Below are 12,848 nucleotides of genomic sequence, written 5' to 3'. Positions count from 1 at the left end.
ATCGCGCGCCCCTTCTGATTCCGGGAGTCATCATGTCCAAGCCCAACACGACGAGCGCATCGCACGCATCGCTCAATAGCCTGATGCTGCGCAAGCTGATGCCCTTGCTAGTGATCGTCTATGTGATCAGCTTTCTCGATCGCACGAACATCGCGCTCGCGAAGCATTCGATGAGCATCGATCTCGGCATCTCCGCCGCCGCGTACGGACTCGGCGCGGGTCTCTTCTTCCTGACCTACGCGGCCTTCGAGATTCCGAGCAACCTGATCATGCACAAGGTCGGCGCGCGTTTCTGGATCACGCGCATCATGGTGACGTGGGGCGCGCTGTCCGTCGCGATGGCCTTCGTCACCGGCGAGACCTCGTTCTATGTGATGCGCCTCCTGCTCGGCACGGCCGAAGCCGGACTCTTCCCCGGCGTGATGCTCTATCTCACGTACTGGTTCGGACGGGAGGAACGCGCTCGCGCTACCGGCTACTTCCTGCTCGGCGTGTGCGTGGCGAATATCGTCGGCGGTCCGCTCGGCGGCGCGTTGCTCGAACTGGACGGCGTGCTCGGCTTTCACGGCTGGCAATGGCTCTTCGTGATCGAAGGCGTGCCCGCGATTCTGCTGGCGTTCGTCGTATGGAAGATGCTGCCCGATCGTCCGACGAGCGCGCCGTGGCTGTCACGCGATGAAGCCGTCGCGCTGGAACGCCGCCTCGCCGCCGAACAGGACGCGCAGGGCGGCGGCCACGGCGCGGGCGCATTGCGCGGCGTGCTCGGCGATCGTCAGGTGTGGCTCGCGATTCTCGTCTACTTCTGCCATCAACTGACGATCTATACGGTGATCTTTTTCCTGCCGGGCATCATCGGCGCGTCGGGGAAATTTTCTCCGCTGACGATCGGCCTGCTCAGCGCGACGCCGTGGGTCGCCGCCGCAATCGGCGCAGCCACGCTGCCGCGCTTCGCGAGCGATTCGTCGAAGAGCCGTCGCATTCTGATCGCGGGGCTGGTCGTCATGGCGTCGGGCATGCTGATCGCCGCATGGGCGTCGCCGGTGATCGGGCTGCTCGGCGTGTGCCTCTCGGCGCTGATGTTCTTCGTCGTGCAGTCGATCATCTTCACGTTCCCGCAGTCGCGTCTTTCGGGCAGCGCGCTCGCGGGCGGCCTCGGCCTCGTCAATTCATGCGGCTTGCTCGGCGGCTTCGTCGGACCGACGGTGATGGGCATCATCGAACAGACGACCGGCCGCGCGATGAACGGGCTCGTGTGTCTCGCGATCGCGCTGCTGATCGCCGCGGTGTGCAGCACGCGCCTGCGTCACGGCAACGAAGATCGCGCCGACGACAAACGCCGCGTGATGTCGAACGCGTGATGCGCTGACGCTTCAACCCTGCGGCAACGTGCCGGGCCGGATATACGCGAACATATGGGCGACGTAATCCGGCTTGCCGAGCGGCACGCCGTGATTGCGCAGGATCGCGTAAGCGGTCATGGCGTGAAAGTAGAACTGCGGCAAGGACCAGTCGCGCGCGTATTGCTCGCCGGTCATATCGAAGACGATGCCGTTCGGCAGATCCAAAGCGATTTGCGCATCGGTGCCGGCATCGAGCGCATCGGGCGCAAGGGCCGAAAGAAACGCGATCGCCTCGGCGATACGCGCCCGCGCTTCAGCGAACGAGCCGGGCTGCTCGTTCGCCTTCGCCCCTTCTTCACGCACCTCGCGCAAGCTCTGCGGCACGGCTTCTCCGCGCAATCGATACACCGGCTCCTGCGCCTGAAAACACACGAAGCGCACTTGCGCCGCGAGCGGATACATGTCGGGCGCAAGACGCAGCGTCATCAGCGCATCGGGATTCGCGTCCTTTTCCTGCCGATGCGCGGCGGCCTTGTCGAGCCACGTCGACAGATTCTTCAGCGTCTGCGCGAAGCTCGGAACGAGAAGACGGGTCAGTTGCATGAGAATGCTCCACGGGTCGATGTTCCTCGATCTTATCCCGATGCAGAGCTTCCCCGATGGGACATTTCATAGCAGACCGAACACGGCGACGCCGGTTTTCGTGCCCACGTAGACCTTGCCGTTCGCTATCGTCGGCGAGATGAATTTGTTATTGCCGAACTGATCGCGCGTGCCCGCCTGATTGCTGTTGTAGAGTTCGTTCGCGAGATTGCCCGCGTTGTACGCGTGCAGCACGGCGGTCGGCGTCGTGTTCTCGACGCCCCATACGATGCCGTTCGTATCACCGTTCGCCGAAATGACGGGCGCGAAGCCCGGGAAATTCCAGTTACCCGCCGGGCTCGTGGTCTGACTCGACGCTGTCGTCGCCACCACCGCGTTCACGACCGGCAGCGCCTTGAGGTGATCGCCCGCCGGGCCGATATAGATCGTGTTGTTGTAGAACGCGGGCGCGGTGAATACGGGGCCGGTGATCGTCGAGTACAGCGGCTGATAGATATGATCGGCGTTCGAATCGAACTTTCCCATCGCGTCGCGATTCACGACGTAGAGCACGCGCGTCTTGCCGCCGCCTATGGCGAGATGCTGCACGTTGCCGTTGATGTCGGTGACATCGGGCAAGACCAGCACGCCGCCCGAGCCCAGGTCGAGGTCCGCGGTCGATTCCGCGACGGTATCCGACGGCTCGAAGTAATCGGTCACCTGAAGCGTCAGCGTCGACGACGGCGTGACCTTGAGGAAGCCGTTGCCGAAGTCGTTCTTGTTGGGCATTTCCTGTGCGTTGGTGGTCGGATCGAACGTGCCGTTGCCGTCGAGGAAATAGATCGACGTGCCGTCCGATGCGAGGCCCGCGCCGCCCATCCAGATGCCGCCCATCTCGCCGTTCGGCGTGACGTTGACGATGCCTGTCTGCTTCAGCGTGTCCGCGCTGTAGCCCATGACCCAGCCGGTGTACGGCAAGGCGTCGCAATGCGAGCTCCATGCCGTGTATACGACGCCGTTCATGAGCAGCAGCGACGCGCGCTCGATGTACTGCGCGGGCGTAAACGGCACGACGCCGTTCACGCTGCCCGAGCCGGTGCCCGGATACGAGCCGGTGATCTCGGTCGGGCCGCCGAAGAGTTCCTCGCCCGTTGCGATGTCGATTGCGTGAATGCGCTGGTGATACGCGCCGCCGCTGTCCTTCGACATGCCGACGACATACATCGCGCCATTCGGCCCCCGCGTGCGATCGATGACGGGTGTCGCCGTGATGCCGATGGTCGGCGTGGTCTGATCGCAACCGCGATCGTCGCTCGGCACTTCGCCCGGAAGCAACGTGGAGACATGCCAGAGCACGGTGCCGGTGTCGGCATCGAACGCGTAGATGCTCGCGTTCTCGGTTTCGACGTACAGCACGTTATGCGTGCCGCCCGCAATCGGCACGTTGCCGAGAAAGAGCGGCTGGGCATCGACGGCGCCATCGACGGAATAGAAGCCGAGCTTGCCGAATGTCGATGCATTCACGTTGGCGAGCGTGAGCCGGGTTTCAGCGAGCTGCTGCGCGGTACGGCGGATGTCGTTGTGATACGTGGTGACGTCCATCGGCGTGGATGCGGACGGCCGGGTTGTCACGGGCGTGCTGGCGCCTGACGGTGCGCTCGCGCTGCTCGCCGGTGCAGCGGACGAAGCAGGCGATGAAGGCGGTGAAGGCGATGAAGGCGACGATGCCGACGAAGGCGAAGACGCCGCCGCAGGCCCGGACGCCGATGCCGCGCCTCCGGATGTCGCGGACGGATCGGAACTGGAACTTCCTCCGCTGCATCCACCGATGATTGCTGCAATGGCAACTGCGGTCACGCCAACCGATAAATGCCCTTTCATCTGTGGATCTCCGTTCAGGAGGGGCCCGCCCTAGTGTTGTGCCGATTATTGTCTGCGACGGCTTAACAAGGGAAAAGATCGTCGGGGGAAGGCTAGGATTTGGCGGAACGGTCGGCTCGATGCGTGACCGGCGGAAATAATTTCATCGGACTTAAGTAACTACCGGAAAAAAGTAAAAAAACTTAAATCGGATTAGACGACAAAATTTGAACGGTTAGGCTGTTGCTTACGGAATGTAGGCATCACGAGTGCCGTCACCGAAAAAGAACCTGAGAGAACGATGACCCAATTCAAAGATGTCATCTATAAAGGCCGCGTGCTGAGCGCGACGGCCGTGCCGGAGCAGGACCGCTATACAGCGATGCTCATCGTGCGCGAACCGGACGGCACGCGCCGTTCGAGCGGCATGCTCGGCGAATTTGCGAGCGCGACCGGCGCGGTGCGCTATGCGTTCGCCTATGGCATGGCCGAAATCGACCATCGACAGTCCGTGCAGCACGCGTGATCCCGGGCGCACCCGGCAGCACGCCTGCCGCTCGCGCCTCCGACCATTCCGACCAGGTTGAATCCATGATCATCTATCATCGGGGAGCGGCTTTTCAGCCCTCCGTCACTCGAGTGGGCAATGCGTTCGTCGCAACCGCGTCGATCCTGGAAGAGGACGGCCATGCCACCTCTCTCGGCAATCTCGGCGCGTTCGCGAGCAAGGACGGCGCGCTCGGTTTCGCGGTTCGCTGCGCGACCGCCTTTCTCGACGGCGACGAACTTCCCTTGCCGCCTTTCAGGTTGACTACGCAATAGCATTGCGACGCGTCGGACGTTGCATGCGCACCCGCCCATTGCAACGATGACGAACGCCTCCCCGACCGAACCCGACGATCCCCGCGCCCCGCTCACGCCCGCGCTGCAGACGGATGCGTCTTTCCGGCTTCTCGTCGAGGCCGTCGAAGACTATGCGATCTTCCTGCTCGACGCGCACGGCAACGTCGCGACATGGAATTCCGGCGCGAAAAGAATCAAAGGCTATGACGCGCGGGAGATCGTCGGCCGTCATTTTTCCGTCTTCTATCCGCCCGACGACATCGCGGCGGGCAAGCCGCAGAACGAGCTTGCAATAGCGGCGCGGGACGGGCGTGCCGAAGACGAGGGCTGGCGCGTCCGCAAGGACGGGAGCCCCTTCTGGGCGAACGTCGTCATCACCGCGCTGCACGACGCGCGCGGCGATCTGCTCGGCTTCGTCAAGGTCACGCGCGACATGACCGACCAGTTGCGGCTCGCCGAGTTGCAGCACACGCGCGAACTCTCCGCGCACGTGCAGAGCGCGATCGAGAAAGAGCGCGCGTCGATTGCCCGCGAATTGCACGACGATCTCGGCCAGCAGCTCGCCGCGCTGAAGATGCAGTTGTCGATCCTCGGCACCGGCGCACAGGATGCGCACATCGCACGGCAATCGCGCGCGCAGATCGGCGCGATGCAGGCGCAGATCGACACGATCATCGGATCGGCGCGGCGCATCGCGGCCGGCCTGCGCCCGCCCGTGCTCGACGATCTCGGGCTCTTCGCCGCGATCGACTGGCTCGTCTGCGACTTTCGCCGGCGCTACGATCTGACGATCCACTTGCATATCGAAGGTGAGGAAAACGGGTTCGGCACGAACGCCTCCACATCGGTCTTCCGGCTGGTTCAGGAAGCGCTCACGAACGTCGTGCGCCATGCGCGGGCGAGCGAGGCGCGCATCGCGATCGTCTGCGCGCGGTCGAGCTGCACGCTGACGATCGAAGACGACGGTTGCGGCGCCGATGTCACGCGCGGACGCGCCGCCGGCACCTTCGGTCTGCTCGGCATGAGCGAGCGAGTGCGTCAGCTGGGCGGCGTCATCGAGTTTCGCAGCGCGCCGGGCGAAGGCTTTCGCATCGTCGTGACATTTCCGCTCGAACGTCGCGCCGATGACGGCCTTGCGACTGGCGAATCATGAAGTCGTCGTGTAAAACGGCTCATGACAAAGGGATCGCATCGATGACGATAAAAGTGCTGATTGCCGACGACCACACGCTCGTACGCGACGGCCTGCGCCATATCCTCGCGAACGCGCACGGCTTCGAGGTCGCCGGCGAAGCGAACGACGGGCCGACGACGCTCGCGCTCGCACGCTCCACCAATGCCGACGTGCTCGTGCTCGATCTCTCGATGCCGGGCCGCGGCGGCATCGACCTGCTCAAGCAGATCAAGGACGAATTGCCCGCGCTGCGCATTCTCGTGCTCACCATGCACGCCGAGCAGCAATACGCCGCGCGCGCCTTCAAGGCCGGGGCGTCGGGGTATCTCACCAAGGAAAGCGCGAGCGCGGAACTGGTCGCGGCGGTCGGCAAGGTCGCGTCGGGCGGAGTCTACGTGAGCCTCGCGATGGCCGAACGCTTCGCGCAAAGCCTCAGCGAACCCGCCGACGCGCTGCCGCATCAGCGTCTGTCGGATCGCGAGTTCGAGGTGTTCCGGCGCTTGTGCGCGGGCGAGTCGATCGGCGATATCGGCGAGGCGCTGTGCGTGAGCGCGAAGACCATCAGCACCTACAAGGCGCGCATCCTCGACAAGATGCAGATGCCGCACGAAGCCGCGCTCGTGCGCTACGCGGTGCGCCATCAGCTTTTCGACGACGACAGCGCCTGAGTTCAAGCGCCGCTTGTCGGCAGTTCCCTACACGGCTTCCCGAACGCCTACAGCACGATCCGCCCGCGCCGATTTATTTTCGAGATAAAGCGGCCAATAATTCGATGCGTGACACGCGGGATTGCGCATCGACGCGCGATCCGGTCCGACAGGAGGCGCAGCATGGTTCCCGTGAGCGCGGACGGTCGCGGCATTCGAGCCGACGTGAAGCGCACAGGCGCGCGCTGCTCGACATGCTCGATGCAGCGCATTTGCATGCCGTCCGATCTATCCCCAATCGAATACGAACGCCTCGACGCGATCATCTGCTCGACGCGCACCGTGCGGCGCGGCGAAACGCTTTTCCGCAGCGGCGATCCGTTTCAAAGTCTCTACGCGGTGCGCAGCGGCTGCTTCAAGACCGTCGTCATGCATCGCGAAGGACACGAGCAGGTCACGGGTTTTCATCTGCCGGGCGACGCCCTCGGGCTCGATGGCGTGAGCGCCGATCGTCATACGTGCGATGCCATCGCGCTCGAAGACAGCGTCGTGTGCATCATTCCGTTCGACCTGCTCGAATTGCTGTGCCGCGAAGTCAGGGCGCTTCAGCATCACGTGCATCGCGTGATGTGCAGCGAAATCGTGCGCGAGTCGAACCTCATGATGCTGCTCGGCACGATGACCGCGGAACAGCGCGTCGCGGCCTTCCTCCTGAATCTCTCGACGCGCATGAAGGCGCGCGGCTATTCGCCCGCGCAATTCGTCCTGCGCATGACGCGCGAGGAAATCGGCAGTTATCTCGGCCTGAAGATCGAAACGGTGAGCCGCATGTTCTCCCGGCTGCAAAAGGCCGGCGTGATCGATGCGCGCGGCCGCGACGTGCGGATTCTCGATCAGGCGCGGCTCGAAGAAGTCTGAGCGCGCGCCTGACGGAAGCGGAAAAATCCGCTGCGCAGCATGACCGATGTGCCGCCGACGCGGGTCAGCACATGTTCCGCAGCGCCTTCGATCGACGAGCGATGGCTCTCGAACGCCTGCTGCAAATCGTCCTCCCGCCACGACGCCGCGCCGAAGTGATCTTCGAGCGCCTCGGCGGAAATGGTGCACGCGATGCGCTCGCCGTCGGCGAAGGCGGCGAATGTGAGCGAAGGGACATCGCCCTGATAGACGGGCGGCTGGCTCGGAAACGTGATGTTCATGCCGATACCTCGTATGGTTCGACCTGCGGCGCATATCCACTGAGTCTCTGCTACGGATTCGTACCGCGTATTGATCTGGATCAATACGGCGACCGTGCGCGCCGCTCATGCAAGACACGCACGGCGTCGTCGAAAGCATGCTGCGTCGCCACGGTCGGATCGGCGTGTGTGTTGCATTGCACTGTGACCTGCTCGGAGTCGCGCGTGAGGAGCACCAGCTGCGCATCGTAGACAGGTTGCCCCGAGTGATCGGGATAGACCTTGATCGTGAGCCGGCAATCGACGATATCCGTCGCGACGCCCGCAAGCCGCACGAGTTCGACGCCCGCTTCTCGTTCGATCACGTTCGAGCCGGAAAAACCGAGGTAGGCGATCTGCATTCCGAGGCCCATGTGATTGTTTCTCCTGTCAGGCCGCTGATCCTCACGCATCCTTGCACTCGCCATTCGGCGCGCGCATGAGCAGCACGGGGCACGTCGAACGTCTGACGAACGCTTCGGCGACGCTGCCGAGCGCGAGCCTGCGCAATCCCGTGCGCCCGTGCGTGCCCATCACGACGACATCCGCGGGCATATGCACCGCGCGCCGCTGCAAACATTTCGCAATCGTGTCGGTCACATTGAGCGTCTCGGCCAGCTCGGTTTCGCAGTCGATGCCCGCGTCGAGCACGCGCGCATACGCGATCTCCAGCGTGAGCGTGCCTTCCTCGCGAACGCTCACGCGGTAATGCGCCGGATACGACGAAAGCGCGGCCACGTCGATGACGAACACGACACGCACCCTCGCGCGCGCGCCGATGCGAATCGCCTCGTCGAGCGCGCGTTGCGAACACTCACTCCCATCGAGCGCAACCAGAATATTGCGGTACATCGTCCCTCCGGCCTTCACGCCTCCGCTCAGGCCGCCCACTTCAGGTTGTCGATGCGCGCGAGCTTGCGTTCGATGCGTTCCACGAAGGCATCGATGAGCCTGCTCGCGTCCTGCATGCGCACATGACCTGCGATTGCGCAGCGCGCGACCGGTTGCTTGCGCGTCAGTCGCGCCATGTCGCGGAACACGTTCGTCTCGCGATGCATGGTCTGCGTGCTGAAGAACGCGACGTGCCGCAGCTTGCGCCGGTTCCCGGCGAGCCATGCGCGTACCGGCGCACTGAGCGTGCCCATCCACACCGGCGTGCCGATCACCACTACGTCGTATGCCGATACATCATTCAGCGCGCCCCCGATGCGCACGTCGCAATGGAACAGCGTATCGGCGAGCGCGCGCAACACGCCGATCAAACCGGATCGACCGCCCGGCTCAATGATCTCCTCGACATCCGCATGCAGCCGCTCGGCGAGCGCGGCGGCCAGCGCGCGCGTCCTGCCGGTGCGCGAGTAACACACCACCAGCACTTTCGACACGGGCGCGCGTTCCATGGTCACGACACTTCGATGATGACTTTCAGCGCCTGAGTCTGCGCCGCGCGGCTGAAGGTGTCGTAGGCATCGAGCGCGCGATCGAGCGTGAAGCGGTGCGTGATGAGCTGCTTCGGCTGCAGCCGTCCCGCGCGCACGGTCTTGAGCAGCATCGGCGTGCTGACCGTATCGACGAGGCGCGTCGTGATCGTCACATTGCGATCCCACAGCGATTCGAGATGCAGATCGGCCTTCACGCCGTGCACGCCCACGTTCGCGATCGTCCCGCCCGCCGCGACGATCTGCTGGCACAGCTCGAACGTCGCCGGAACGCCGACCGCTTCCACCGCGCAATCGACACCCGCGCCATCGGTCAGACGCATGATCTCGGCGACCGGCTCCGTGTCCGAGATGTCGATACATCCGCTCGCGCCGAATGTTCGCGCGACTTCGAGCCGATGCGCGTCGCGATCGATCATGATGATCTGCGCGGGCGCATAGAACTGCGCGGTGAGCAAGGCTGCCAGGCCGATCGGACCCGCCCCGACGATCGCGACCGTGCTGCCCGGCTGCACGCGGCCGTTGAGCACGCCGCATTCGAAGCCCGTCGGCAAAATGTCCGACAGCATCACGAGCGCGTCTTCCTCCACGCCCGCCGGAATCGGGTAGAGACTCGTATCGGCGTGCGGGATGCGCACGTATTCCGCCTGCGTGCCGTCGATCTTGTGGCCGAGAATCCACCCGCCCGTTGTGCAATGCGAATACATGCCGCGCCGGCACGCTTCGCATTTGCCGCACGAGGAAATGCACGAGATCAGCACGTGATCGCCCGGCTTGAATGCCGACACCGCCGCGCCCACTTCCTCGACGATGCCCACGCCTTCGTGTCCGAGCACGCGACCCGGCTCGCAAGTCGGCACGTCGCCCTTGAGGATGTGCAGATCGGTGCCGCAGATGGTCGTGCGCGTCACGCGGACGATCGCATCGGTTGCGGCGGCGAGCGTCGGCCGTGGCCGTTCGTCGAGCGATTTGTTTTCGGGACCGTGATAGACGAGTGCCTTCATCTGCGAACTCCGTTGCATGACGCATGACATGGATGACGCGCTCACTGTATCGCCGTGCACCGTCGCGGCAATTGACCTGAGTCAAGCGCAAGCAGATCGGCGCGTAATGCCGCATCCGTTGATCTGAGTCAAGCGGATAACGGCGGCGTCTCCCTAGACTCGGAAGCCATCCACCTTCAGTGAAGTCGAGGAGTCATTCGATGAGCTTCAAGACGATCCTCGTGCACCTCGATACGAGCGTGCGCGCCCATCCCCGTCTGGAAACAGCGTTGCAACTCGCGAGGCGCTTCGACGCGTATGTAATCGGCCTCTATTCGGTCTTCGAGCCGAACGCGCGCGCGTTCAGCGTGATGGCCGGCACCGCCGCGTATTACGAAGCGCGGGCCGCCGTGCGCCGCGAACAGGCCGGCGCGCTGCAACGGCTCTTCCACGCGGAGTTGCATCGTGCCGGCGTATCGGGCGAATGGCTCGCGCCGGACGATCCCGCGGATCGCGCGGTGCCGCACCACGCGCGATGCGCCGATCTCGTGATCGCGGGCCAGGACGATCCGGGCGATCCCGAGTCTTATATCGGCGATGGCTCTCGCGAGCATCTCATCCTGTCCGCCGGACGTCCGGTGCTGCTCGTCCCCTACACCGGTTTCTTCCCCGACGTGGGCCGCTTTCCGATGATCGCGTGGGATGGCGGACGTGAAGCGGCGCGGGCCGTCCACGACGCGTTGCCGCTGTTGAAGGCCGCCGGGCGCGCGACCGTCGTCACGATCGAGACGCAAGCGGACGGGGCATCGGATAAGCGCATCGCGGGCGCGGAGATCGCCGCGTGCATCGCCCGGCATGGCGTGGAGGTCGACGTGGTGTCGAGCGCGAACGGCGCGGATGCGTCGGCCGGCGACATACTGCTGTCACGCGCTGCGGATCTCGGCGCGGATCTCGTCGTGATGGGCGGCTACGGTCATGCGCGCTGGCGCGAACTGGTGCTCGGCGGCGCGACGCGCACCTTCCTGGAATCGATGACCGTGCCCGTGCTGATGTCGCATTGATGTCCCGTGTACGATAGACACGTCGACTATCGAATTCAGGAGGCGCCATGAAAGCGGTATGCCCGCTGCACGGGCCGACGACCGTCGTCCGCACGAACGCGTATGGCTTCCCGGTCTACGCATGCTGCTGCGACGACGTGCCCTATGTCACGCCGCCGGATGCATGCACGAGGGCGCCGACGCAGCGCGGCGCTCCTTCCGGGCCGCAGAAGCCCCGGCAACCGGCATCCCGAAAGGAATGAATGCGCGAGGGCGGTTGCTTCAAACCGGATCGGCCTGCGGAGCAACGGCAGCGCCGGCGTCACGCCGCGAACGACGCGAATCGATCAGGCAGACCGCCAGCATCGCGATGACGCCGGGAATGGCAATCGCGACGAAGTTCTGCTGAAGCGGTAACGCCCGGCTCACGAGAAAACCGATCACGATGGGCGCGAGAATCGCACCGCTGCGCCCGATGCCCGACGCCCAGCCGATGCCCGTCGATCGAATGGCCATCGGATAGAACTGCCCGGCAAACGCGTAGGTGACGATCTGCGTGCCGATGGTCGATGCGCCCGCCAGACCGACCAGCAAAAACAGCACGCCAGCCGGAACTTTCACGCCGAGCAAGCTGATGGAGATGGCCGCGAGCGCGTACATCGCGATGAGGACGTACTTGATGTTGAAGCGGTCGGCGAGCCATCCGCCGCCGATCGCGCCGATCATCGCGCCGAAGTTCAAGACGAGAACGAAGGTGAGCGCCGAGCCGAGACTATGCCCCGCGCTCGCCATCAGTTTCGTCAGCCACGAACTCAACGCGTAGACCATGAAGAGGCACATGAAGAACGCGATCCACAGCATGACCGTGCTCAGGCCGCGGCCATCGGCAAAGAGTCTTGCGATCGTCGAGCCGGACGCGGCTTCGCGTTCGGAAAGCGAAAAGTTATCGGCTTGCTGCGGCACGTAGGCGGGATTCACGCGCGGAAGAATGTTCTTCAAACTATCCGCGCGATTGTTTCGAACCAGGAATGCAAGCGATTCGGGCATGTACTTCAGGATCACCGGCGCAAGCAGCGCGGGCGCGCCCGCGGCGATGAACACCGACTGCCAGCCGTAGCGCTCTATCATCGCCTTGCCGACGAGCGCCGCCAGCATGCCGCCGACGGAATATCCGCTGAACATCAGCGTGACCATCGTGCTGCGGATTCTGCGCGGGGAATACTCCGTCATCTGCGCGACGACGTTCGGCATCACGCCGCCGATGCCGAGTCCCGCAAGAAAGCGCGCAATACCGAACGTCACGGGGTCGCGGGTCAGTCCCGCGGCGGCAGTGAATATGCTGAACAGCAAGAGGCAGATCACGATTGCGGGCACGCGGCCGATCCGGTCCGCGATCGTTCCGAGAAACACCGCGCCGAGCATCATGCCGAGCAAGGCGGAACTCACCATGAATCCGGCGCTCGTCGGCTGAATGCCCATGTCGCTCATGATCGATGGAAGCGCGATGCCGACGACCGCGAGATCGTAGCCATCGAAAATGATGATGAGCGCGCACCACAACAGGAGTAGCAGATGAAACTTCCTGAAGCGGGCATCGTCGCATAACTTTTGAACGTCGATATGACGCATGGTTGTCTCCTTTAACTTCGATGTAGGACTTGCTTTAATTAATTACGCGGTCTTCTTTTCACGATGCTCGCGCGCGCGTTTCCCTTGCGCAGCA

Annotated in this window: 16 protein-coding genes; 8 read left to right on the top strand and 8 right to left on the bottom strand. The window is 64.0% G+C overall.

Annotation, left to right across the window (positions count from 1 at the left end):
• The first annotated feature begins 32 nt into the window (after nt 1–32).
• On the top strand, nt 33–1,358 hold the full coding sequence (locus tag NCS28_RS25535; RefSeq protein ID WP_250516558.1) for an MFS transporter: 1,326 nt from the start codon (nt 33–35) through the stop codon (nt 1,356–1,358).
• A 12-nt stretch (nt 1,359–1,370) separates the two neighbouring features.
• On the opposite strand, the gene NCS28_RS25530 is transcribed toward NCS28_RS25535, so the two are convergent.
• Both NCS28_RS25530 and NCS28_RS25525 read right to left on the bottom strand, forming a co-directional pair.
• The gene (locus NCS28_RS25530) at nt 1,371–1,943 is read right to left on the bottom strand and encodes a DUF1993 domain-containing protein (protein WP_250516557.1); all 573 of its coding nucleotides are present in this window, start codon (nt 1,941–1,943) and stop codon (nt 1,371–1,373) included.
• Between the two features lie 66 nt (nt 1,944–2,009).
• Nucleotides 2,010–3,524 (bottom strand): pyrrolo-quinoline quinone, encoded by a 1,515-nt coding sequence (locus NCS28_RS25525; protein WP_250516556.1) that lies wholly within the window; start codon nt 3,522–3,524, stop codon nt 2,010–2,012.
• Between NCS28_RS25525 and NCS28_RS25520 the strand changes: the two genes are divergently transcribed.
• The 6 genes from NCS28_RS25520 to fnr all read left to right on the top strand — a co-directional run bounded on the left by NCS28_RS25520 (nt 3,511) and on the right by fnr (nt 7,364).
• Entirely contained in the window at nt 3,511–3,837 is a 327-nt protein-coding gene (locus NCS28_RS25520) for a hypothetical protein (protein ID WP_250516555.1), read from the top strand. The genes NCS28_RS25525 and NCS28_RS25520 overlap by 14 nt on opposite strands.
• A gap of 246 nt (nt 3,838–4,083) precedes the next feature.
• Complete coding sequence (locus NCS28_RS25515) at nt 4,084–4,308, top strand: hypothetical protein (protein ID WP_250516554.1); 225 nt, start codon at nt 4,084–4,086, stop codon at nt 4,306–4,308.
• A 65-nt stretch (nt 4,309–4,373) separates the two neighbouring features.
• Entirely contained in the window at nt 4,374–4,604 is a 231-nt protein-coding gene (locus tag NCS28_RS25510; RefSeq protein ID WP_250516601.1) for a hypothetical protein, read from the top strand.
• 46 nt (nt 4,605–4,650) lie between these two features.
• Nucleotides 4,651–5,778 (top strand): PAS domain-containing sensor histidine kinase, encoded by a 1,128-nt coding sequence (locus NCS28_RS25505; RefSeq protein ID WP_250516553.1) that lies wholly within the window; start codon nt 4,651–4,653, stop codon nt 5,776–5,778.
• 41 nt (nt 5,779–5,819) lie between these two features.
• Nucleotides 5,820–6,467 carry a response regulator gene (locus NCS28_RS25500; RefSeq protein WP_250516552.1) on the top strand — a complete coding sequence of 216 codons (648 nt, stop codon included), beginning with the start codon at nt 5,820–5,822 and terminating at the stop codon, nt 6,465–6,467.
• 162 nt (nt 6,468–6,629) lie between these two features.
• On the top strand, nt 6,630–7,364 hold the full coding sequence (gene fnr / locus NCS28_RS25495) for a fumarate/nitrate reduction transcriptional regulator Fnr (protein ID WP_250516551.1): 735 nt from the start codon (nt 6,630–6,632) through the stop codon (nt 7,362–7,364).
• On the opposite strand, the gene NCS28_RS25490 is transcribed toward fnr, so the two are convergent.
• The 5 genes from NCS28_RS25490 to NCS28_RS25470 form a co-directional block, all read right to left on the bottom strand.
• Nucleotides 7,340–7,645 (bottom strand): DUF1488 family protein, encoded by a 306-nt coding sequence (locus NCS28_RS25490; protein WP_250516550.1) that lies wholly within the window; start codon nt 7,643–7,645, stop codon nt 7,340–7,342. The two genes, fnr and NCS28_RS25490, sit on opposite strands and share 25 nt — an antisense overlap.
• 80 nt (nt 7,646–7,725) lie before the next feature.
• Entirely contained in the window at nt 7,726–8,037 is a 312-nt protein-coding gene (locus NCS28_RS25485; protein ID WP_250516549.1) for a hypothetical protein, read from the bottom strand.
• A 31-nt stretch (nt 8,038–8,068) separates the two neighbouring features.
• Nucleotides 8,069–8,515: a universal stress protein gene (locus NCS28_RS25480; protein WP_250516548.1), complete on the bottom strand. Its 447-nt coding sequence runs from the start codon at nt 8,513–8,515 to the stop codon at nt 8,069–8,071.
• Nucleotides 8,516–8,541: 26 nt separating this feature from the next.
• A complete protein-coding gene (locus NCS28_RS25475; protein WP_250516600.1) occupies nt 8,542–9,063 on the bottom strand; it encodes an NADPH-dependent FMN reductase family protein in 522 nt (173 codons plus the stop codon).
• 2 nt (nt 9,064–9,065) lie between these two features.
• Nucleotides 9,066–10,106, bottom strand: a complete 1,041-nt coding sequence (locus NCS28_RS25470) for a zinc-dependent alcohol dehydrogenase family protein (RefSeq protein WP_250516547.1) — start codon at nt 10,104–10,106, stop codon at nt 9,066–9,068.
• A 200-nt stretch (nt 10,107–10,306) separates the two neighbouring features.
• Here NCS28_RS25470 and NCS28_RS25465 point away from each other — a divergent pair, with 200 nt between their 5' ends.
• A complete protein-coding gene (locus tag NCS28_RS25465) occupies nt 10,307–11,146 on the top strand; it encodes a universal stress protein (protein WP_250516546.1) in 840 nt (279 codons plus the stop codon).
• Between the two features lie 261 nt (nt 11,147–11,407).
• On the opposite strand, the gene NCS28_RS25460 is transcribed toward NCS28_RS25465, so the two are convergent.
• Entirely contained in the window at nt 11,408–12,754 is a 1,347-nt protein-coding gene (locus NCS28_RS25460) for an MFS transporter (RefSeq protein WP_250516545.1), read from the bottom strand.
• Nucleotides 12,755–12,848: the final 94 nt, after the last annotated feature.

It is taken from the genome of Caballeronia sp. INDeC2, from assembly GCF_023631325.1.
Classification (GTDB): Bacteria; Pseudomonadota; Gammaproteobacteria; order Burkholderiales; family Burkholderiaceae; genus Caballeronia.
The sequence above is the reverse complement of the archived record's forward strand: the minus strand, read 5'-3'. Positions and strand labels throughout refer to the sequence as shown.